Origin of the sequence: Thermus thermophilus, assembly GCF_019974155.1 — a bacterium.
Lineage (GTDB): Bacteria > Deinococcota > Deinococci > Deinococcales > Thermaceae > Thermus > Thermus thermophilus_C.
In genome coordinates this window covers 691399-711000 of the sequence record NZ_AP025158.1, presented here as the reverse complement: position 1 = coordinate 711000, position 19602 = coordinate 691399, and the positions used below count along the sequence as shown (strand labels likewise).

Annotated in this window: 22 protein-coding genes, 1 tRNA gene and 1 pseudogene; 8 read left to right on the top strand and 16 right to left on the bottom strand. The window is 68.8% G+C overall.

Annotated features, from left to right (window positions below):
* Nucleotides 1-2: 2 nt before the first annotated feature.
* From TthTMY_RS03960 to ychF, 4 genes are all read right to left on the bottom strand, one after another.
* Nucleotides 3-2084 carry a transglycosylase domain-containing protein gene (locus tag TthTMY_RS03960; protein ID WP_096412694.1) on the bottom strand — a complete coding sequence of 694 codons (2082 nt, stop codon included), beginning with the start codon at nt 2082-2084 and terminating at the stop codon, nt 3-5.
* Between the two features lie 16 nt (nt 2085-2100).
* Nucleotides 2101-2460, bottom strand: coding sequence for a response regulator (locus TthTMY_RS03955; protein ID WP_096413171.1), 360 nt, complete (start codon nt 2458-2460; stop codon nt 2101-2103).
* Between the two features lie 45 nt (nt 2461-2505).
* Nucleotides 2506-2579: transfer RNA gene (locus tag TthTMY_RS03950), tRNA-Gln, on the bottom strand.
* A gap of 119 nt (nt 2580-2698) precedes the next feature.
* On the bottom strand, nt 2699-3805 hold the full coding sequence (ychF, locus tag TthTMY_RS03945; RefSeq protein WP_096412692.1) for a redox-regulated ATPase YchF: 1107 nt from the start codon (nt 3803-3805) through the stop codon (nt 2699-2701).
* A 74-nt stretch (nt 3806-3879) separates the two neighbouring features.
* Between ychF and deoC the strand changes: the two genes are divergently transcribed.
* The 8 genes and pseudogenes from deoC (at nt 3880) to minC (ending at nt 10963) form a co-directional block, all read left to right on the top strand.
* Nucleotides 3880-4539 carry a deoxyribose-phosphate aldolase gene (deoC, locus tag TthTMY_RS03940; RefSeq protein ID WP_096412689.1) on the top strand — a complete coding sequence of 220 codons (660 nt, stop codon included), beginning with the start codon at nt 3880-3882 and terminating at the stop codon, nt 4537-4539.
* Nucleotides 4529-5653 carry a phospholipase D-like domain-containing protein gene (locus TthTMY_RS03935; protein ID WP_096412685.1) on the top strand — a complete coding sequence of 375 codons (1125 nt, stop codon included), beginning with the start codon at nt 4529-4531 and terminating at the stop codon, nt 5651-5653. The genes deoC and TthTMY_RS03935 overlap by 11 nt, the downstream gene beginning before the upstream one ends.
* A complete protein-coding gene (locus TthTMY_RS03930) occupies nt 5629-6192 on the top strand; it encodes a Maf family protein (protein WP_008631240.1) in 564 nt (187 codons plus the stop codon). Before TthTMY_RS03935 ends, TthTMY_RS03930 begins: the two co-directional genes overlap by 25 nt.
* Nucleotides 6189-6977 (top strand): rod shape-determining protein MreC, encoded by a 789-nt coding sequence (mreC, locus tag TthTMY_RS03925; RefSeq protein ID WP_096412681.1) that lies wholly within the window; start codon nt 6189-6191, stop codon nt 6975-6977. The genes TthTMY_RS03930 and mreC overlap by 4 nt, the downstream gene beginning before the upstream one ends.
* 10 nt (nt 6978-6987) lie before the next feature.
* On the top strand, nt 6988-7452 hold the full coding sequence (gene mreD / locus TthTMY_RS03920; RefSeq protein WP_096412678.1) for a rod shape-determining protein MreD: 465 nt from the start codon (nt 6988-6990) through the stop codon (nt 7450-7452).
* Between the two features lie 189 nt (nt 7453-7641).
* Nucleotides 7642-8676 (top strand): annotated as a pseudogene (locus TthTMY_RS11810) (IS200/IS605 family accessory protein TnpB-related protein); the annotation flags it as partial.
* A gap of 15 nt (nt 8677-8691) precedes the next feature.
* On the top strand, nt 8692-10419 hold the full coding sequence (locus TthTMY_RS03910) for a penicillin-binding transpeptidase domain-containing protein (protein WP_223903432.1): 1728 nt from the start codon (nt 8692-8694) through the stop codon (nt 10417-10419).
* A gap of 4 nt (nt 10420-10423) precedes the next feature.
* The gene (minC, locus tag TthTMY_RS03905; RefSeq protein ID WP_096412676.1) at nt 10424-10963 is read left to right on the top strand and encodes a septum site-determining protein MinC; all 540 of its coding nucleotides are present in this window, start codon (nt 10424-10426) and stop codon (nt 10961-10963) included.
* Between the two features lie 228 nt (nt 10964-11191).
* Here the strand turns inward: minC and TthTMY_RS03900 are convergent, their stop codons facing one another.
* The 12 genes from TthTMY_RS03900 to plsY form a co-directional block, all read right to left on the bottom strand.
* Complete coding sequence (locus tag TthTMY_RS03900; protein WP_096412672.1) at nt 11192-11629, bottom strand: DUF420 domain-containing protein; 438 nt, start codon at nt 11627-11629, stop codon at nt 11192-11194.
* Complete coding sequence (locus tag TthTMY_RS03895; RefSeq protein WP_096412668.1) at nt 11626-11898, bottom strand: hypothetical protein; 273 nt, start codon at nt 11896-11898, stop codon at nt 11626-11628. Before TthTMY_RS03895 ends, TthTMY_RS03900 begins: the two co-directional genes overlap by 4 nt.
* A gap of 54 nt (nt 11899-11952) precedes the next feature.
* Nucleotides 11953-12794, bottom strand: a protein-coding gene (locus TthTMY_RS03890) for an IS5 family transposase (RefSeq protein WP_324615478.1) whose coding sequence is annotated in 2 segments (ribosomal slippage) — nt 11953-12431 and nt 12431-12794 — 843 coding nt in all. Because the reading frame shifts where the segments join, the coding sequence is not laid out codon by codon here.
* A gap of 123 nt (nt 12795-12917) precedes the next feature.
* Entirely contained in the window at nt 12918-13493 is a 576-nt protein-coding gene (locus TthTMY_RS03885) for a hypothetical protein (RefSeq protein ID WP_096412665.1), read from the bottom strand.
* 21 nt (nt 13494-13514) lie between these two features.
* Nucleotides 13515-14201, bottom strand: coding sequence for a hypothetical protein (locus TthTMY_RS03880; protein WP_096412662.1), 687 nt, complete (start codon nt 14199-14201; stop codon nt 13515-13517).
* A 65-nt stretch (nt 14202-14266) separates the two neighbouring features.
* Entirely contained in the window at nt 14267-15412 is a 1146-nt protein-coding gene (gene argJ, locus TthTMY_RS03875; RefSeq protein ID WP_096412660.1) for a bifunctional glutamate N-acetyltransferase/amino-acid acetyltransferase ArgJ, read from the bottom strand.
* Nucleotides 15403-16440: an N-acetyl-gamma-glutamyl-phosphate reductase gene (gene argC, locus TthTMY_RS03870; RefSeq protein WP_096413168.1), complete on the bottom strand. Its 1038-nt coding sequence runs from the start codon at nt 16438-16440 to the stop codon at nt 15403-15405. Before argC ends, argJ begins: the two co-directional genes overlap by 10 nt.
* Nucleotides 16441-16442: 2 nt before the next feature.
* Nucleotides 16443-16964 (bottom strand): Uma2 family endonuclease, encoded by a 522-nt coding sequence (locus TthTMY_RS03865; RefSeq protein ID WP_096412656.1) that lies wholly within the window; start codon nt 16962-16964, stop codon nt 16443-16445.
* A gap of 4 nt (nt 16965-16968) precedes the next feature.
* Nucleotides 16969-17874, bottom strand: coding sequence for an ornithine carbamoyltransferase (gene argF / locus TthTMY_RS03860; RefSeq protein ID WP_096412653.1), 906 nt, complete (start codon nt 17872-17874; stop codon nt 16969-16971).
* A gap of 43 nt (nt 17875-17917) precedes the next feature.
* A complete protein-coding gene (gene bshB1, locus TthTMY_RS03855; protein ID WP_096412649.1) occupies nt 17918-18601 on the bottom strand; it encodes a bacillithiol biosynthesis deacetylase BshB1 in 684 nt (227 codons plus the stop codon).
* Nucleotides 18602-18669: 68 nt separating this feature from the next.
* The gene (locus tag TthTMY_RS03850) at nt 18670-18960 is read right to left on the bottom strand and encodes a nucleotidyltransferase family protein (RefSeq protein ID WP_096412647.1); all 291 of its coding nucleotides are present in this window, start codon (nt 18958-18960) and stop codon (nt 18670-18672) included.
* Nucleotides 18961-18969: 9 nt separating this feature from the next.
* Nucleotides 18970-19569: a glycerol-3-phosphate 1-O-acyltransferase PlsY gene (gene plsY / locus TthTMY_RS03845; protein WP_096412643.1), complete on the bottom strand. Its 600-nt coding sequence runs from the start codon at nt 19567-19569 to the stop codon at nt 18970-18972.
* Nucleotides 19570-19602: the final 33 nt, after the last annotated feature.

Sequence of the window (19602 nt, the reverse complement as noted above, 5' to 3'; positions counted from 1 at the left end):
TCCTAAAGCCCGCCCCCCGGGGGCGTGAGGAGGGGGAGGGGCAAGGTGGAGCCTTCCTCCCGAGGCCCCCTCGAGGGCACCTTGCCCTCGGGCACGTAGACCACCACTCCCTTTTCGCTCGGCAGGCCGGTCTCCAGGTCCACCCGCACGGGCACAAGCCCCGAAGGGGGAGGGAAGTCGCCCCCGGGGCGCCCCTTGAGGGCCTCGGCCACGAAGTCCCGCCAGATGGGGGGGTTGACCACGGAGCTGCTGGGCTCCCTCCCCCCCATCCTGAGGGGCCGGTTGTCGTCCCGCCCCACCCAAACCACGGCGGAAAGCCCCCGGGTCACCCCGGCGAACCAGAGGTCCCGGGCCTCGTTGGTGGTGCCCGTCTTGCCCCCCACCACCCGTCCCGGGATCCTGGCCCCCTTGGCGAGGCCCTTCTCCCCCAGGTCGTAGACGTACCCCTTGAGGAGGTCCCAGCCCTGGTAGGCCACCTCCGGGCTGAAGAGCCGGGTCCTGCGGGGGGCGGCCTGGTACAGGACCCGGCCCGCCTGGTCCTCCACCCGCAGGACCAGGAGGGGGGCCACCCGGTAGCCGCCGTTGACGAAGGCGGCGTAGGCCGCGGCCAGGTCCAAAGGGGTGATGGAGGCCCCCCCGATGGCGATGGCGGGGACGGCGTAGCGCACCGCGAACCCCGCCTGGGCGAGCTTCGCCGCCACCCGGTCCAGGCCCACCGCCTGGGCGGTGTAGACGGCGGGGAGGTTGAGGGAGAGGTCCAGGGCGTAGCGCACCGTGATCTCCCGGTTCAGGAAGGTACCGGAAAAGTTCTTGGGCCGCCAGACGCCCCCGGGCTGGCTCGGGTCCTTGAACTCCATGGGCCGGTCGGGCACCAAGGTGGCCTGGGTCCAGCCCGCCTCCAAGGCGGTGGCGTAGACGAAGGGCTTGACCGCGCTCCCCGGGTTTCTCAAGGCCCGGGTCGCCCGGTTGTACTCGTCGTTCTCCCGGCGCACCCCGCCCACCATGGCCAAGACCTCCCCCGTCTCCGGGTCCAGGCCCACGAGGGCGAGGTCCGCCCCCTCGGGAAGCCGGGCCGCCCGGGCCGCCTTCTCCGCGGCCTCCTGCATCCTGGGGTCCAGGGTGGTGTAGACCCTAAGCCCCCCCTCCCCGTAGACCTTCTCCTTGCCGAAGCGCTCCTCCAGGAAGCGCCGGACCTCGAGGACAAAGTGGGGGGCGAGGCGGTAATCCACGGAGCGGAGGATGCGGGCCTCCGGGTCCACCAGGCGGGCCTCCAGAAGGTTGCCCTCCTCGTCGTAGCGCACCTCCCAGCCCCGGGGCTTAAGCGGCTCCTTCCAAGCCTGCTCCGCCAGGGCCTCCGTGATCCAGCCCTCCCGGACCATCTCGTCCAGGACCCGGCGCATGCGGCGGCGCACCCCCTCGAGGTCCTGGTAGCGGGCGTTGGGCGCGGGGATGAGGCTCGCCAGGTAGAGCCCCTCGGCGAGGGTCAAGGCCGCGGGGTCCTTGCCGAAGTAGGCCTCGGCGGCGGCGCGGATGCCCACGGCGTTCCCCCCCCAGGGGACCACGTTGAGGTACATCTCCAGGATCTCCGCCTTGGTGTAGCGCCGCTCCAGTTCCAGGGCCAGGACCCACTCCTTCACCTTGCGCTCCAGGGTGCGGGCCTGGGCGAGCTCCTTGAGAAGGGTGTTCTTGATGACCTGGGTGGTGATGGTGCTCCCCCCCTGGAGGTCCCCGGTGAGCACCGCGTACAGGGCCCCGAGAAGGCGCACGGGATCCACGCCGTAGTGGCTGTAGAAGCGCCGGTCCTCGGAGAAGACGATGGCGGCAAGGGCTGCGGGCGAGACCCCGGAGAGGCGGACCAGGCTCCGGTTGATGGCCCGCCCGTCCTCCACGCTGGCGAGGAGGGCGAGGGTGGAGCCGTCCCGGGCGTAGAGGGTGGTGGTGGCGGTGAGCCGGAGCCTCTCAAAGGCGGAGAGGTCGGGCAGGTCCCGGGTGTAGGCGTAGGCCAAGTAGCCCAAGGCCACCGCCCCGCCCAAAACCGCCCCCAAAAGGCCCCAGAGGAGTAGCCGCACAAGCCGCACGGCCACCAGTTTACCCAAACCCTTACGCCAGGCCCAAAAAGCGGTAGAGCTTCTCACGGGTCAGGGGCTTCTCCATGGCCTGGACCCGGACGACCTCCGCCGTGGTGCGGAGCCTTTCCGAAGGGGGGATGAGGACGGCGATGGGCACCTCCTTGAGCCTCCTCACGTGGCGGATGCGGCTTGCGGCGGCGAAGGGGTCCACGTCCAAATCGGTGTCCAGGAGGATGGCCTTCGGGGTGTGGTCGCGCAACCAGAAGAGGGCCTCCTTGGCCGAGGCGAAGTAGCGGACGGGAAGCCCCTTGGGCTCCAGGGCAAGCTCCGCGTAGACCCAAAGGGGCTCGTGGGGGCTCACCAGGAGGAGGCCGTCAAAGGAGGCGGCCACGGGCACATTTTATGGGGAACCCGCGAAAACCTTGTGAAAAAAACGTGGCTGGGGCGGGTGGACTCGAACCACCACCGGCGGATCCAAAGTCCGCTGTCCTGCCGTTAGACGACGCCCCAGCGAAGGGCCAAAGGCCCAGAAGGGATTTTAGCCCATGGCTGGGCCCGGGTCAAACCGCCCCCCGCAGGGGGGCCGGCCACGATGGGGACCCGCTTCATGGGGAAAGCGCAAAGGAAGGCTAGGCGCTGAACAGGACGTAGATCACATCCCCGTCCTGGACCTCGTAGTCCTTGCCCTCGAGGCGCACCCAGCCCCGCTCCTTGGCCCTCGCCCACCCCCCGGCCTCCACCAGCCTGTCCCAGGGGATGACCTCGGCCCGGATGAAGCCCCGCTCCATGTCGGAGTGGATCTCCCCGGCGGCCTTGGGGGCCTTGGTGCCCCGGCGCACGGTCCAGGCCCGCACCTCCTTCTCCCCGGCGGTGAAGAAGGTGAGGAGGCCTAGGGCGCGGTAGCCCGCCCGGGCGAGGCGCTGGAGGCCGCTTTCCCGGAGGCCGTAGGCCGAAAGGAGCTCCTTGGCCTCCTCCTGGGGAAGCTCGGCGAGCTCGGCCTCGAGCCTGGCGGAGACCACCACCACCTCGGCCCCCTCTTCCTCCGCCTTCCGCCGCACCGCCTCCACGTGGGGGTTTCCCCGGCCGTCGGGCAGGTCCTCCTCGGCCACGTTGGCCACGTAGATCACGGGCTTGGCGGTGAGGAGGGGGGTCTCCTTGAGGAAACGGCCGAGGGCCTCGGAAGGGGGGAAGGTGCGTGCGGGCCTGCCTTCCTGGAGGTGGGCGTGGAGGCCTTCCGCCGCCTCCAAGAGGGGAAGCTTCTCCCGGTCGGCCCTGGCCTCCTTTCTTAGGCGCTCAAGCCGCCTTTCCAGGGTGGCGAGGTCGGCGAGGAGGAGCTCCGTCTCCACCACCTCGGCGTCCTCCAAGGGGTCCACCCGGCCCATGACGTGGACCACGTCGGGGTCGGGGAAGCAACGGAGGACGTGGGCGATGGCCGCCACCTCGCGGATGTGGGCCAGGAACTGGTTGCCGAGCCCCTCGCCCTTGTGGGCCCCCCTGACGAGCCCGGCGATGTCCACGAACTCCACGTGGGTGGGCACCACGGGCGGAACCCTCTCCCCCTTGGCGAAGGTCCTCTGGAGGGCGTAAAGCCTCTCGTCCTCCAGGGGCACCACCCCCACGTTCTTGTCTATGGTGGCGAAGGGGTAGTTGGCGGCGAGGGCCTGGGCCCGGGTGAGGGCGTTGAAGAGGGTGGACTTGCCCACGTTGGGTAGACCTACGATTCCTACGGCAAGCATCGCTGGACCTCAAAAAAAGCCCCAAGCGGGGCCTCTTTCCATCCTATCACGTGGGTCCCGTATGATGGCGGGGTATGGACCTGGCCGCCCACATTGACCACACCCTCCTCAAGCCCACCGCCACCCCGGAGGAGGTGGCGAAGGCGGCGGAGGAGGCCTTGGAGTACGGCTTCTATGGCCTCTGCGTCCCCCCTTCCTACGTGGCCTGGGTGAGGGCCCGCTACCCCTATGCGCCCTTTCGCCTGGTGACGGTGGTGGGCTTCCCCCTGGGCTACCAAGAGAAGGAGGTGAAGGCCCAGGAGGCCGCCCTCGCCTTCGCCCGGGGGGCGGACGAGGTGGACATGGTCCTCCACCTGGGCCGGGCCAAGGCGGGGGACCTGGACTACCTGGAGGCCGAGGTGCGGGCCGTGCGGGAGGCCGTCCCCAAGGCGGTGCTCAAGGTGATCCTGGAAACGGGGTACTTCTCCCCGGAGGAGGTGGCGGGCCTGGCGGAGGCGGCCATCCGGGGCGGGGCGGACTTCCTCAAGACCTCCACGGGCTTCGGCCCCCGGGGGGCGAGCCTCGAGGACGTGGCCCTTTTGGTCCGGGTGGCCCAGGGCCGGGCCCGGGTGAAGGCGGCAGGGGGCATCCGGGACCGGGAGACCGCCTTGAGGATGCTGAGGGCCGGGGCGAGCCGCCTTGGCACCTCCAGCGGGGTGGCCCTGGTGCGGGGCGAGGAGGGGCATGGGTACTAAGCGCCGAAGGAAGGAGATCGCCGGGCTTCCCGGCTACCTCCTCCTCCTGGTCCTCCTCCTGGTCTGGCTCTTCCAGGAGCTCCGGCCGGGCCCCGCCCCGCCCGCCGAGGCGGGAGCGGCCGAGGTCTACTTCATGCCGGAGGAAGGGCCAAGGGCCAAGGCCCGCCTCCTCGCCCTCATGGACGGGGCCCGGGAAAGCCTGGAAGGGGCCTTCTACGAGTTCCGCGACCTGGAGATCGCCCAGGGCCTCCTCCGGGCCAAGGCGCGGGGGGTGAGGGTGCGGCTCTATGGGGAAAGCGACTACCGGGAGGACTTCCGCCGCTATCTGGTGGCGGCAAGCCTGGGCCAGACCCAAGAGCCCCCGAGGGTACCCCGGGCGGCCCTCCGGGAAAGGGTGCGCCCCACCTCCATAGACTGCGAGGAGGTGGCCGGCATCCCCGTCTGCTACGACGAGCGGGAAGGCTTCATGCACCACAAGTTCCTGGTGGTGGACGGGAAGGCCGTCTGGACGGGGAGCACCAACATGACCTGGAACGCCTTCGCCCGGAACAACGAGAACAGCCTCCTCCTCCCCTCCCCCACCCTGGCCCAGGGGTACGCCCGGGAGTTTGAGGCCCTCTTCAGGGGGGAGAAGGAAGGCCTGGGGGAGCCCGTGGCCTTCGCCCTGGAGGGGGTGGAGGGCGTGGCCTACTTCAGCCCAAGGGGCGGGAGGCTCGCCCGGGAAGCCCTCCTGAAGCGGCTTTCCGAGGCCCAAAGGGAGGTCTTGGTGGCGGCCTTCGTCCTCACGGACCGGGAGGTCCTCGAGGCCCTCCTTCGGGCCCGCCGCCGGGGCGCCGAGGTCAAGGTCCTCCTGGAGACCCGGAACCTGGAGGCGAGCCGGGAGGAGGGCCTCCTCGAGGGGGGCCTCGAGGTCCGCCAGGACGCCAACCCCTACACCATGCACCACAAGATCATGGTCCTGGACGGCACCTACGTGGTCACCGGGAGCTACAACTTCTCCGCCCGGGCCTACGGGGTGAACAACGAGAACCTCCTCGTGCTCAAAAGCCCAAGCCTGGCGGAGCGCTACCGGAAGGAGGTGCTAAGGCTTTGGGAAGCGGGAAGCCCCCTCTGATCCTGGCCTCGGGAAGCCCCAGGCGGAAAGCCCTCCTCGAGGCCCTCGGCTACCCCATCCGGGTCGCGGTCCCCGGGGTGGAGGAAGAGGACCTCCCCCTCCCCCCCAAGGCCCTGGCCCAGGCCCTGGCCCGGCGCAAGGGGGAGGCCGTGCAGGGGGAATGGGTCCTGGCCGCGGACACCGTGGTGGACCTGGACGGGGAGGTCCTGGGCAAGCCCAAGGACCCGGAGGAAAACCGCCTCTTCCTAAGGCGCCTCTCGGGCAGGCCCCACCTGGTGCACACCGCCTTTTACCTCCGCACCCCCAAGGAGGTGGTGGAGGAGGTGCACACGGCCAAGGTCTTCTTCCGGCCCCTTTCCGAGGAGGAGATCGCCTGGTACGTGGGAAGCGGCGAGGGCCTGGACAAGGCGGGGGGCTACGGGGCCCAGGGGCTCGGCATGGCCCTCCTGGAGCGGGTGGAGGGGGACTTCTACACCGTGGTGGGCCTCCCCGTCTCCCGGGTCTTCGCCCTCCTCTGGGAACGGGGGTTCAGGCCGTGAGGGAGCACCTCCTCCCCCGCTTCCTCTTCGCCCTCCTCCTCGCCCTGGGCCTCGCCCTCGCCGCCCTCACCCGCCCCCTGGCCCCGGGCTTCGCCCTCTCCTTCTCCCCCCTCACCGCGTTTCCCCTCCACTTCGGCCACCGCCTGGGCCAAAACCTCCGGGCCGCCTGGAGCGCCCTCTCCGAGCGGCAGGACCTCCTGGCGGAGAACCAAAGGCTCAAGGAGGAGGTGGCCCGCCTCACCACGGAAAACGCCCGGCTCCGGCTGGAGGTGGCCCGGCTCGCCCGGGCCCTGGAGGTGAAGGCGGGCCAGGCCCCCGGGGTGGTGGCCGTGGCCCCCGTGGTGGCCGAGGACGCCTCCGGCCTCTACCGCAGGCTGGTCCTCGGCCTGGGAAGCCAGGACGGCCTCCGCCCCGGGATGCCCGTGACCGCCCCCCAGGGCCTCGTGGGCCTGGTGGTGGAGGTGGAGGCGCACCGCGCCCTGGTGCGCACCCTCTTGGACCCGGAAAGCCGGGTGGGGGTCCGGGTGGGGGAAAGGCCGGGCCGGGGCGTGGCCCGGGGCGCCCCCCCGGGGCTTCTCGTGGCCGAGTTTCCCCCCACGGTGGCGGTGGCGCCGGGGGACCTTCTCCTCACCGGGGCCACCTTGGGGCTCTTCCCGGACGGGATCCCCGTGGGCCGGGTGGAACGGGTGGAACGGGCCCAGGGCGGGCTCAAGGTGCGGGCCTGGGCCAGGCCCCTGGTGGACCTCTCCCTCCTGGAGGAGGTGGTGGTCCTGAGGCCCCTCTAGAGGTGGCGCCGTGGCCTTGGTCTACCTGGTCCTCCTCCTCTTCCTTTCGGGCCTCCTCCAGGTCCTCCTCCCCGAGGGCGGGCCCGCCCCGGACCTCTTCCTGGTCTACGCCCTCTGGCTTGCCGCCTCGAGGCCTCCCCTCCTCGGCCTCGCCCTGGCCTTCCTCGTGGGGCTCCTCCAAGACCTTTTGGGCTTCGGCCTCCTCGGCCTGCACGCCGTGGGCCTCCTCCTCGCCGCCTACGCCTACTACGGGGCGGCCCGCTATCTAGACCTGAGAAGCCCCGCCGGAGCCCTCGCCGCCTTCGCCCTGGCCTTCCTCGGAAAGTGGTTCGGCTACTTCCTCGTGGCCTACTGGCTCCGCCTGGACCTGCCCGCCCTCCTCCCTTGGCTTCCCCTCGGGGAGGGCCTCCTCTCCCTGGCCTTCTTCTGGCCCCTTAGGCCCAAGGCGCGGGAGGTGCAAACAGTTGGGAAATAGCGCACACCACTTTACCCCAGCGCTCACGTGCTCTCACTACCCGCCACCTCACCCCAGCGAGCCCCCGCGACATACGAAAAGTCCCGAACCGGTATACTCCTCCACAGGAGGCCCCAGGTGAAGGCCAAGCCTAAAGCCGCGCGCGGGCGCATCTCGCAGAAGAGGGCGAAAGCCTTCACCGGAGTCCACGCCCTCCTCCAGAGGGCGTACGCCTCCCTCCACTACAACGTGGCGCTCTCCTTGCGGGAAGGTAAGGTCTACGCCACCTTCACCTGGGAGGAGGAGCCCGCTCCCCTCGTGGCCACGAAGGAGAACGGGGTCCTGGGCATAGACATCAACGCCGACCCCTACCACCTCGCCTTGGCCCTCGTCTCCCCTGACGGGAACCTGAGGCGCCACCTTACCCTCTCCCTGGAGGAGGTGGACCGCGCGAAGGACAGGGGGGCCAAGGAGCTTATCCTCTGGAAGGTGGCGCACCAGGTAGTTTCTCTGGCTCTGGAACACGGGGTAGCCATCGCCACCGAGCGCCTGAAGCACCTCCCCAAGGGGAGGAGAGGGGACGGCTCGGGGAGGACTTTCAGGAGGAAGGCCCACCGCTTCGCCTACGCCTCCCTCCTCCGGAAGGTCCACGCGTTGGCGAGGAGGAAGGGTGTCCAAGTCGTGGAAGTCAACCCCCAGGACACCTCCACCATCCAGGACACCTCCACCATCGGGATGCTCAAGTACGCCCCGCAGCTTTCCCTGTCCAAGGACGCGGCCGCCGCGTACGTGATCGGAAGGAGAGCCTTAGGGTTCAAGGAGAAGCTCCCCAAAGGCTACGGGAAGCTTCTCCAAGACCAAAGCTTCAGGGACCACGTCCAGGGCTTCTACGCCTCCAGAGTCCGGGAACTGCGAGCCAAGAAAGCGCGAGAACGCAACCCCTACCTCAGGCGCAGGCTTTCCCGGGAGATCGGGAGGGCGAAGCGCCACCTGGCCTTGCTTTCAAGCCTTCAGGGCTCACCGGGGAGCCAAGAGGGGTCAACCGAGGGAAGGAACCCCTTTGGCGCCAATCCCTGGCGGGTCCTGAGGGTAGGCACTTTCCTTCCCCTTCTCGGGAAAGCGGTGCCCCGCGACCTCTCCCCGCTGAAGGTCTTCCTTCACCGGGGATCGTGGGAGGGGTGGAAGGGGGGCCTAGGTCCCCATCCTGGTGGGGGGCCGGAGTGCGCTAATGTGCGCTCTACTTGACCAGGAACCGAAGGCATGAGCGGGAGGATCCACGCCCTGGCCTTGTTCTTCGCCCTGGCCCTCTTCCTCCTCGGGCTTCGGGCGTGGCAGCTCCAGGTCCTGGAGTACGAGCGCTACGCCCTGCGAAGCCAGGGAAACTACCTGAAGACCGAGGACATCCCCGCCCCGCGTGGCAAGATCCTGGACCGGAAGGGGCGGGTCCTGGCTCAGGACCGGCTGGTGGTGGACCTCGTCTACACCGGGGGGGAGGTGGCCTTCAAGGAGAGGCTCCTCCCCCTCCTGGGCCTAGAAGACCTCCCCCAGGTCACGGAGCCCACGGTCCTGAAAGCCAGCGTCCCCGAGACCCTAAGGCCCACCCTGGAGGAGCTCACCGCCGGGCAGAAGAACCTCTACCTCCGGGAGAGGATTGAGCGCTACTACCCGAACCCCATCTCCGGCCCCGTCATGGGGTACGTCCTCCGGGCGAACGCCGCCCAGGTCAAGCAGGGGTACAGCCCCGAGGAGGAGGTGGGGCAGGCGGGCCTCGAGGCCGCCCTGGAGCCCTACCTCCGGGGCAAGCGGGGGGTGAGGGCGGTGGAGGTGAACGTCCGGGGGGAGAGGCTTCGGGAGACCGTCCTGGAGGAGCCCACCCCGGGGCAGGACGTGGTCCTCACCCTGGACCTCGCCCTCCAGCGAGCCGCAGAAAAGGCCCTGGAGGAAGCCCTCGTCGACATCAACGCCGGGAGAAGGCTGAACGGCCTGCCCGAGGAAAAGCAGGTGAAGGGGGCCATCGTGGCCTTGGACCCCACCACGGGGGAGGTTTTGGCCATGGCCAGCGCCCCCTCCTTTGACCCCAACCTCTTCGCCAAGCGCCCCGTCCCGGAGGAGGCGAAAGCGCTCCTCGAGGACAAGAACCTCCCCCTCCTCAACCGGGCGGTCCAGCCCTACACCCCGGGGTCCACCTTCAAGCTGGCCACGAGCTACGCCCTCCTGGAGGAGGGGTACGTGACCCCGGCGACCACCTACCGCTGTAGCCCCTACATCGTCTTCGGCGGCCAGGTGCGGCGCAACTGGGCGAGCCGGGACATGGGCCCCATGACGGTCCGGGAGGCCATCGCCTGGAGCTGCAACACCTGGTACTACCAGGCGGTGGCCCAGGACCCCCTGGGCCTCGTGGACCGCCTGGCGAAGCGGGCCCGGCTTTTGGGCCTGGGAGAGGCCACGGGGCTCGAGGTGGCGGAGAAGACGGGCCTCCTCCCCACCCGGGCCTGGAAGCGGGAGGCCCTGGGCGAGCCCTGGTACCCCGGGGAGACCCTCTCCGTGGCCATCGGCCAGGGGGCCGTCCTCGCCACCCCCGCCCAGATCGCCCGCATGCTCGCCACCCTCGCCACCGGGGGAAACAAGCCCGCCCTCCACCTGGTGAAGGCCATCGGGGGCGCTCCCGTCCAACCCCGGTGGGAAAGGGTTCCCGGCCGGTACTGGAAGGTCCTCCAGGAGGGCCTGCGCAAGACGGTCAGCGAGGGGACCGCCCGCTTCGTCCTGGGGGAGTTCCCCGTGCCCACGGGGGGCAAGACGGGCACCGCCGAAACCCCGGGGAAGCGACGCGGCCTGGAGCACGCCTGGTACATGGGCTACGGCCCCACCGACGGGAGCCCCTACCCGCCCCTCGTCGTGGTGGCCTTCTTTGAGAACGGCGGGGAGGGGAGCCGGGTGGCCCTGCCCGCGGTCCGCAAGGTGATGGCCGCCTACTGGGGGATAAAATAGCGCCATGCGCCTCCGCGCCACGCCCAAGGCCCTGGCCCTCCGCCTAGACGGCGGCGAGACGCCCGAGGACGTGCGCCGCTTAAGCCTCCCCGAGGGGCTTCCCCTGGAGGTGGAGGTGGCAGGGCCCGTCGCCCAGGAGACCCTGGAGGCCCTTCTCGCCCTGGGAAGGCCCCTCACCCTCGTTCCCCCGCGGGGACGGGTGGTGGAGGGCACCCTGGTGGTGCCCCGGGGCCTCCGGGCCGGGCAACGGGTGGAGTACCCCGGCACCGTGGTCGTCCTCGGGGACGTGAACCCCGGGGCCGAGGTGGTGGCGGGCGGGGACGTGATCGTGGTGGGCCGCCTCATGGGCCTGGCCCACGCCGGGGCCTTGGGGGACGAGGGGCGCTTCATCTTCGCCCTGGAGCTTCGGGCCAAGCAGGTGCGCATCGGCCCCCACCTGGCCCAGGCCCCGGAGGAGGCCAAGGAAAACCTAGGGCCCGAGGTGGTGCGGGCCCTCGAGGGCCGGATCGTGGTGGAGCCCTGGGGGAGGAAGCCCCTTCCCTAGCCCTGGCCGGGACGCTCCGGGAAGACCCACAAGGGCAGGCACTCAGGTCCGCGTCTCGGCTTTGCGGAGAGTGGAGGAAGGCCCCTCTGCCGTGGCCCCCCTTGATCTAAGCCGGCATGGGATGGTGCTAAGTGGCTGCACGTTGATTTCGCAACATGGGTCGCCCGAAATAAGGCTTGGGAAGGTCCTTTTGGGGCCCCCACCGCGGCGAAAGCCGCGGTGGGGTACTTAAAAGGCGATCCCTTCCCGGGCCACGCCGTAGCGCTTGAGCACCAGGTAGATGACCCAGCCCGAGAGGGCGACGTAGAGCCAGACGGGGACGAGGATCCGGGCCCAACGCCTGTGGAGGGCAAACTCCCCCCGAAGGGCGCGCCAGATGACGTAGAGGGCCAAGGGGCCGTTCAGGGCGGCGAGGAGGGTGTGGGTGAGGAGGAGGAAGTAGTAGGCCCCCCGCCAGGCCTCCGGCCCCCCGTAGGCCGTAGTCCCGTAAAGCCCCCACTTGGCCAGGTAGAAGACGAGAAAGAGGGCGGCCAAGGCGGTGGCCGAAAGCATCACCCGGTGGTGCCAGACCCGCTGCCCCCGCCGGATGAGGGCCACGCCCACCACCACCCCCACCCCCGAAAGGGCGATGCTCCACACCGCCAAAAGTCCAAGCAGCTCCTTCACCTTTCCTCCCAAAGACGCTCCGCCCAGGCCCGGACCTCCTCCACCCGGGCCGTGCGGGCGTAGCTGTACCCGCGGAAAAGGTACTCCGGCCTTTTCACCACCTGGTAGAGCCGGAGGTAGGCCACGGCCAGAAGGCCGTCCCGCTCCCGCCCCGGGGGGAAGCGCTCCAAAAGCTTCGCGATCTCCTCTAGCCGGGAGAGGTTCCGGGCCTCTGGAGGCGTGCCGCGGAGGGCCCGGGCCAGGTCCTCGAGGGAACCCGCGATCCCCATCGCCGGGACAAGTTTACCACCTAAGAGGCTGTCGTAAAAGCCCGCCATCAAACCTCATGCGGCCCTGGCCAGCCGCTTCACCAACAAGCGTAGCATGCCCAGATACACCCAGGCCTCGCTCACCCCAGGGTTGGCTTCATAGTCCTTGGCGAGCCGCCGATTCCGCCCCAGCCAGGCAAAGGTCCGCTCCACCACCCACCGCTTGGGCAAGGGCTTGAACCCCCTCTCCCGCGGAAGCTCCGGCGCCTCTTCCCCCTCCCGCACCCAGACCCCTCGCACCCCCGCGTAGGGACGGGCCACCACCTCAAGCTCCAGCCCCAGGGAAGAAGCCAGCCCCTTGAGGCCCCGGTACCCCCAGTCCACAAACAGCTTCTGCACCCTTGGCCAAAGGGAGAGGTCCATCCCCAGGAGCAAGGCCTCCCCACCCCGCTTGTCGTGCTCGTTGGCCGGGTGCACGAAGGCCTTCAGCAAGCGGCCCCCCGTGTCCGTCAGGATCTGGCGCTTTCTCCCCTTGACCTTTTTGGCCCCGTCGTTCCCTCGGGGCCCCCTTTTTCCGTGGTCTTCACGGACTGGCTATCCATCACCAGAGCGCTGGGCGAAGCTTGCCTCCCTTCTCGTTCCCGGTCCTGGCGGGCCAGGGCTTGGACGGCCTTCTCCCAAATGCCTTCCTTCTGCCACTTGCGGAAGTAGTGGTAGACGGTGGACCAGTGGGGCAGATCATGGGGCATGGCCCGCCACTTGATGCCGTTCTCCAGGACGTAAAGGATGGCGTTAACGATTTCTCTCCTCGGCACCTTGGCGGGGCGGCCGCCGGGCTTGGGGGCGGGGATGAGGGGCTCCAGGAGGGCCCACTCCGCATCGCTGAGGTCGCTGGGGTAAGATCGTCTAGAGCTCACCCCTCAAGGATACCACTCTTTTACGACAGCCTCTAAGTGGCTGCACTGTTGATTTCGCAACACGGGTTGCCCGAAAGGAGGCTTGGGAAGCTCCCTTTTGGGGCCCCCGCCGCGGTGGGGCACTCAGGGGAGCCTCCGGCTGGCGCGGTTTTCCGCAGCGTCCACGGCGATGAGGACACTTCCCGGCGAGGCCTCCACGGCGAAGGGGACCGAGGTGCCCTTGGGCAAGGAAAGGGGCAGGTAGCGCCCCTTCTCCAAAAGCACCACCCGCTCTACCCCCACGTTGTCCTCCACCCGCCCGTAGACCCGGACGAGCCCCCCTTCCAGACGCTCGGTGCGCTCCAGTTGGATCCTCGGGGGATCGTTGTCCAGGGTGAAGGCGACCCGCCGCGTCGCCCGGTTGCCCACCCCGTCCTCGGCCTCGAGGACGATCTCCGCCGTGCCCGAGAAGGGGGCTTCCAGGCGGAAGCGGAAGGCCACCAGGGGCTTGCCCCGGGAGGGGGCCTCGAGGACCTCCCGCCCGTTGACCCGGACGGAGACCACCCCGGAGGGGTCAAAGGCGTAGCCCTCCACCACCAGGGCCTTGCCGGGGGCCACCGCTCCACCTAAGGGCTCCACCAGGCCGAGCTCCGGCGGGGCCCCATCGGGCCGAGCGCAACCGGAAAGGAAAAGCAAAAGAAGAAGGGGATGCCTACGCATCCCCTTCATGCTACCCTAGGCTTAGAAGCGATAAGCGGCGCCCACGCGGAGCTTGAAGACCCACTCGGGCTGGGTAACCCATTCGTTGAGGCTATCGTAGTTGTTGTCCCCGGGGCACACAGTGCCCTCATTCTTATTCCCGGAGTCATCCTCAACGACATCCTTGAAGCAAGCGTTCAGGTAGTAGTCCGCCCCCAGGTCCCCCACCAGGCTCAGGTTGGGCATGAGGGGATAAGCGAGGCGCACACCGGCGCCGAAGCCAAACTGGTTGGTGGAATAAGATTGGCTCCTGATGCCCGGAATCTTACTTTGCGGATCCGTATAGCCACCCGAGAAGAGGTTGTAGCGGATCCCGGCGTAAGGCGCCACCTCCACCGGCAGACCCAAGCCCGCTACCTTGTAGAGAACATCCAAGGAAAGGGTGATGTTTTGGCCCCACTCGGAGAGGTTGTAATTCTTCTTGTAGTCACCCCACTTTTGGCTCCCCGTAACAGGAGAATACGCTTCACCATCATCCAACGCATCGCTCTGGGCGAAGCCCACGCCCAGCCGCACCCCCAAGGGAAGCCCAGGGGTAAAGTCCTCCGCCACCACAGCCAGTTGCCCGCCTAGGTTTCCGTAGAGGCCAGCACCAGCCTCCACGGAAAACTTCTGCGCCATGGCCGCCGTCAGGAGAGCCGCAAAAGCTACAACCACCGCTTTCTTCATCCTTCACCTCCATATAGAGGGTTTCCACCCTCGTGAAGATATGCTACGTTCTTCCCAAGAAAAAGTCAAGTCGTGTACAAGGCGTTTATGCGCACATACCCCTCCGTCAGGTCGCACCCGTAGGCCTCCGCCGCCCCTTCCCCCTCTCCCAGATCCGCCAAGACCTCCACCACCTCAGCCCGCATGGCCTGGCTCGCCGCTTCCCGGTCAAAGGGAAGGACGCCGCCGGCGTATAGGGGGATGCCCTGAAGGTGGATGCGCACCCGCAAGGGGTCAAACCGGGCCCCCGAGTTGCCGAGGGCGGCCAGGATCCTCCCCCAGTTGGGGTCGTTGCCGTAGAGGGCACTCTTCCAGAGGGCGCTCCCCGCAATGGCCCTCGCCGCCCGCCTCGCCTCCTCCTCCGTGGCCGCCCCCACCACCCGCACCACCATGAGCTTGGTGGCCCCCTCCCCGTCCCGGGCAATCATGCGGGCAAGCGCCTGGGCCACGGCCTCCACCCCTTCCCAGAAGGCCTCCAGGGGCACCTCCCCGTAGGCCCCGTTGGCCATGAGGAGGGCGAGGTCGTTGGTGGAGGTGTCCCCGTCCACGGTGACCTGGTTGAAGGTGCGCTCCACCACCCGCCGCCACCCGGCCCTCAAAGTCTCCTGGGGAACCAGGGCGTCCGTGACCAGGAAGGCGAGCATGGTGGCCATGTTGGGGTGGATCATGCCGCTTCCCTTGGCGAGGCCCACGATCCTGGCCCCCGCCACCTCAGCCTCGGCCACCTTGGGGCGGGTGTCCGTGGTGAGGATGGCCTCGGCGAAGGCCTCGGCGAAGGGGGTGAGGCCGATCTGGGGCAAGCCCTTCTCAATCTTTTCCACGGGCAAGGGCACCCCGATCACCCCGGTGGAGGCGGTGAGGACCTCCTCCGGGGAAAGCCCGAGGCGCAAGGCGGCGAGCTCGGCCATGCGCCGGTCGTCCTCGTAGCCCCGTTCCCCGGTGGCGCAGTTGGCGTTCCCGGCGTTCACCACCACGGCCCTCAAGGGCTTCCCCGTGGCGTAAAGCGCCCTTCCCCGGTGGATGGAGGGCGCCGCCGCCCGGTTCTGCGTGGCGGCGTAGGCCCAGGCCGCGGGCAGGCCGGAGACCAAAAGGGCGAGGTCGGGCCTTCCCGAGGGCTTGATCCCCGCCCGGGTGGCCCCCGCCCTAAACCCCCTAGGAAGCCTCACGGCCATAGCCCCTCCTTGGGAAGCGCCGTCTCCTCGGAAAGGCCCAGCATCAGGTTGAGGTTCTGCACCGCCTGCCCCGCCATGCCCTTCACCAGGTTGTCCAGGGCGGCGAAGACCAGGACCCGCCCCGTCCTCTCCTCGTAGAGGGGCCTCACGTCCACCCGGTTGCTCCCCAGGGTGCCCTTGGTCTCGGGAAGCCCTTTGAGGACGCGCACGAAAGGCTCCCCGGCGTAGAAGTCCCGGTAAAGCGCCTCTAGGCTCTCCTGGCTCCAAGCGCCCTCCACCTCCGCCTCGGCGGTGACCAGGATCCCCCGGGTCATGGGCACCAGGTGGGGGGTGAAGGAAAGCCGAAGCGCCTTCACTTCCCCATGGGTGCGCACCCGCTTCCCCTGGGCCAAGACCCGCCCTAGGTTCCGCTCCATCTCGGGGATGTGCCGGTGGGTGCCCCCCGCCTTGTAGGGCTTGAGGTTCTCGTTCACCTCGGCGAAGGCGGTGCCCTCGGCCTCCCGCCCCGCCCCCGAGACCCCGCTTAGGCCCACCACAAAGGCCCCCTTCAGGACCCCTTCCGCCGCCAAGGGCGCGAGGGCCAAGGTGGTGGCGGTCACGTAGCAACCCGGGTTGGCCACGAGCCTCGCCCCCTTAAGCTCCTCCCGGTGGAGCTCGGGGAGGCCGTAGACCGCTTCCCGGTAGAGGTCAGGGCTCTTGTGGGGGATGCGGTACCAGGCCTCGTAGACCTCGGGGGGCAGGCGGAAGTCCCCGGAGAGGTCCACCACCCGCTTCCCCGCCCTAAGGGCCTCGGGGGCGATCTCCATGGCAAGCCCGTTGGGAAGGGCGAGGAAGACCACCTCCGCCCGCTCTAAGACCTCTTCTTGGGAGGCGAAGGGCCTCCCGTCCCAAAGCTGGGGCCAGGCGGTCTCCAGGGGCCTTCCCTCGTACTTGCGGCTGGAAAACCCCACGAGCTCCACCTCGGGGTGGGCCTTGAGGAGCCGCAAAAGCTCCGCCCCCCCGTACCCCGAGGCCCCCAGGATCCCCACCCTTACCACGGCGCCTCCAGGAAGGCTTCAGGAAAGGCCAAGGGAGAGACCCTTTCCCCGGGCTTCACCCAGATCTGCTCCCGGTAGTGGTCTTCCTCCGGGGTGCGGAAGAGGAGGAGCCTTTCCCCCAGGAGGTCCTGCACCCAGACCTCCGGCACCCCGGCCTTGGCGTAGAGGGGGACCTTTTTGGTGAGGTCGTAGTCCAAACTGCTTTCGGCCACCTCCAGAACCAAAAGGGCGTCCTCAGGCCCCGGGTAGCGGTGGCGGAAGTCCCCAAGGCGGTAAAGGAGCAGATCGGGTTCCAGATAAGTGTCGGGAGGAAGCACAAAGGGACCCTGGACCCTCACCCCCGCCTTTCCGTGAAAGGCCTTCACGAAAACCTGGACCCAAAGGTCTAAGATGTGGGCGTGCCTCGAGCCTATGGGCGCCATCTGGTAGACCTCTCCCTCTAGAAGCTCCACCCCCCGCTCGGGGAGGGGAAGCCTCAGGAACTCCTCCAGGCTAAAGCGGTAGGGCCGGACCATACCCCTACTTTAGCAGGGTGAGGAGCACGGCCTTGGCGGTGTGGAGGCGGTTTTCCGCCTGCTCAAAGACCCGGCTTTTGGGCCCGTGGACCGCCTCCTCCGTGGTCTCCTCCCCGTAGTGGGCGGGAAGGCAGTGGAGGAAGACGCCCTCCGGGTGGAGGAGCTTGAGCAACTCCCCGTTCACCTGGAAGCCCTGGAAGTCCCGAAGGCGCTTCTCCCTTTCCGCCTCCTGCCCCATGCTGGTCCAGACGTCGGTGTAGAGGGCGTGGGCCCCCAAGGCGGCCTCCCTGGGGTCGTGGGTGAGGAAGGCGCCCGCCTTGCGCACGAGGGCGGGGTCCGGCTCATACCCCTTGGGCGTGGCCACCCGGACGCGAAGGCCCACCAAAGGAGCCACCTCAAGAAGGGAGTTCAGGACGTTGTTCCCGTCCCCCACCCAGGCCACCTCGAGGCCCTCCAGCCCCCCGAAGGCCTCCTTCAGGGTGAGGAGGTCCGCCAGGGCCTGAAGGGGGTGGGCGCGGTCGGAGAGGGCGTTCACCACGGGGACCTTGGCGTGGCGGGCCAGGGCCTCCACCGTCTCGTGGCGAAAGACCCGGGCGGCGATCCCCTCCACGAAGCGCTCCAGGTTCTTGGCCACGTCCCTCACGGGCTCCCTCTCCCCGATGCCCACCTGCTTTTGGTCCAGGTAAACGGCATGCCCCCCCAGGTGGACCATGGCCACCTCGAGGGTCGTCCGGGTGCGCAAGGAGGGCTTCTCAAAGAGGAGGGCGAGGACCTTTCCTTTGAGGTCCTCCCCCCGGTAGCGCTCCCGCTTTAGCCGCTCCGCCAGGTCCAGAAGGGCCTGAAGCGCCTTGGGGCCGTAGCCGGAAAAGTCCAGAAGGTCCTTGGGCAGGGTCAGGGCCTCTCCCCCCATGAGGCCTTAAGCATACCCCGTGCCCGCAAACTTATGCAAGGGCCTAGGCCCGGGACCAGGGCACGTAAAGCACGGGAAGAGGGCTTACGAAAGGCTCGGCGTAGTCCACCCCCAGGTAGTTGCCGAAGTAGCGGCGCATGGCCTTGCGGGCCTCCACCCCCTTGGGCCCCACCGTTTCGCTCGCCGCCTCCCCCGTGAACTGGCTCCGGTAGGCCAGGACCGCGGCCTCCCACTGGTCTATGAAGGCGGAGATCTTCACCAGAAAGCTCGGGGTGAAGGGGTGGTTCCCCGGGTAGAAGAAAAGCCTCTCCACCCGGAAAGGCTCCCCCTCCAGGGGGGCCTTCTTAAGCCCCGCCAGGTGGACCGCGGCCACCGCCAAACGGCTTGCCGCGGTGTGGTCGGGGTGGCGGTCGGCCTCGAGGGGGGCGAGGACCACCCTGGGCCGAAGCCGCCTCAGGGCCTGGGCGAGCCTTAGCCGCTGCTCCAAGACGTCGGCGAGCCCCCCGTCGGGAAGCCCCAGGTTTCCCCTAAAGTCCAGGCCCAGGATCCGGCTTGCCTCGGCCACCTCCTTTTCCCGCTCCTCCGGGGTGCCCTTGGAGCCCATCTCCCCCCGGGTGAGGTCCAGAATCCCCGTGGCAAGCCCCTCCGCCTTGGCCCGGGCCAGGGTCCCCCCGCAGCCCAGCTCCCCGTCGTCGGGGTGGGGGGCGATGACCAGGAGGTCAAGCATCCTCTTCCTCCAGGATCCGTAAGATTTTCTCGGAGGCTTCCCACATGTCCCGCAGGAAAAGGCGATAACTACGCGACACGAACGGCCTCCCTCAACACTTGAGGAGCCGCCCATGGCTTCAAAGCCCCCTTCATCACCAGGTCCACGGGGTTTCCCAGAACGGACTCCAAAAACTCCTTTACCCGCCAGTAGCCCTCAAAACCGGGGGGAGAAGCAAAAACCACCAGAAGGTCCACGTCGCTCCCGGGCCGGGCCTCGCCCCGGGCCAAGGAGCCAAAGAGGTAGAGCTCCGCTACCCCCAGGGCGCATAGCTCGGGCCAACGGGACCGGAGCAAGGCCAGGACCTCCTCCTTCCGCACGCTTCCAGTCTAGCGCACCTCCACCCGCTCCCCCAAACGCCTCTCCGTTCCCTCCTGGAGGCGCTTGAGGTTTTCCCGGTGGGTCCAGAAGATGAGGAGGGCCATGAGGAAGACCGTGGCCACCTCCCAAAGGGGCCTGCCCAAGGCCAGGGAGAGGACGAAGGCCGCCACCCCCCCGGTCATGCTCCCCGCGGAGACGTAGCGGGTGAGGAGCATCACGCTCACCCCGATGGGGAAGGTCCAAAGGGCCAAGACGGGGTCCAGGAAGAGGAGGGTGCCGAAGCTCGTGGCCACCCCCTTCCCCCCGCGGAAGCGGAGGAAGACCGAGTAGTTGTGCCCGAGAACGGCCATCAAGGCCACCCCGCCCAGCATCCAGTCGGAAAGGCCAAAGGCCCGGGCCACCAGGACGGCGATCCCGCCCTTGAAGACGTCAAAGAAGGCCACCACCAAAGCCGGCCCCCACCCGAGGGCGCGCAGGACGTTGGTGGCCCCGATGTTCCCCGAGCCCACTTTGCGGAGGTCCACCCCGTAGGTGCGGGCCACCAGCACCCCGGCGGGAACGGAACCGAAGAGGTAGGCGAGGAAAAGGACCAGGAGCACCGCCCACATGCCAGGCCATTCTACCCCCCCATTTGGGGGATG

What these genes read in the sequence shown, in the direction of transcription:
- TthTMY_RS03865 (WP_096412656.1), bottom strand. Translation starts at nt 16,964, where the DNA reads ATGGTCCGGCCCTACCGCTTTAGCCTGGAGGAGTTCCTGAGGCTTCCC.
- TthTMY_RS03880 (WP_096412662.1), bottom strand. Translation starts at nt 14,201, where the DNA reads ATGAAGAAAGCGGTGGTTGTAGCTTTTGCGGCTCTCCTGACGGCGGCC.
- TthTMY_RS03895 (WP_096412668.1), bottom strand. Translation starts at nt 11,898, where the DNA reads ATGGGGATCGCGGGTTCCCTCGAGGACCTGGCCCGGGCCCTCCGCGGC.
- TthTMY_RS03910 (WP_223903432.1), top strand. Translation starts at nt 8,692, where the DNA reads ATGAGCGGGAGGATCCACGCCCTGGCCTTGTTCTTCGCCCTGGCCCTC.
- TthTMY_RS03935 (WP_096412685.1), top strand. Translation starts at nt 4,529, where the DNA reads ATGGGTACTAAGCGCCGAAGGAAGGAGATCGCCGGGCTTCCCGGCTAC.
- ychF (WP_096412692.1), bottom strand. Translation starts at nt 3,805, where the DNA reads ATGCTTGCCGTAGGAATCGTAGGTCTACCCAACGTGGGCAAGTCCACC.
- argF (WP_096412653.1), bottom strand. Translation starts at nt 17,874, where the DNA reads ATGGGGGGAGAGGCCCTGACCCTGCCCAAGGACCTTCTGGACTTTTCC.
- TthTMY_RS03885 (WP_096412665.1), bottom strand. Translation starts at nt 13,493, where the DNA reads ATGCGTAGGCATCCCCTTCTTCTTTTGCTTTTCCTTTCCGGTTGCGCT.
- bshB1 (WP_096412649.1), bottom strand. Translation starts at nt 18,601, where the DNA reads ATGCTTGACCTCCTGGTCATCGCCCCCCACCCCGACGACGGGGAGCTG.
- argJ (WP_096412660.1), bottom strand. Translation starts at nt 15,412, where the DNA reads ATGGCCGTGAGGCTTCCTAGGGGGTTTAGGGCGGGGGCCACCCGGGCG.
- deoC (WP_096412689.1), top strand. Translation starts at nt 3,880, where the DNA reads ATGGACCTGGCCGCCCACATTGACCACACCCTCCTCAAGCCCACCGCC.
- minC (WP_096412676.1), top strand. Translation starts at nt 10,424, where the DNA reads ATGCGCCTCCGCGCCACGCCCAAGGCCCTGGCCCTCCGCCTAGACGGC.
- plsY (WP_096412643.1), bottom strand. Translation starts at nt 19,569, where the DNA reads ATGTGGGCGGTGCTCCTGGTCCTTTTCCTCGCCTACCTCTTCGGTTCC.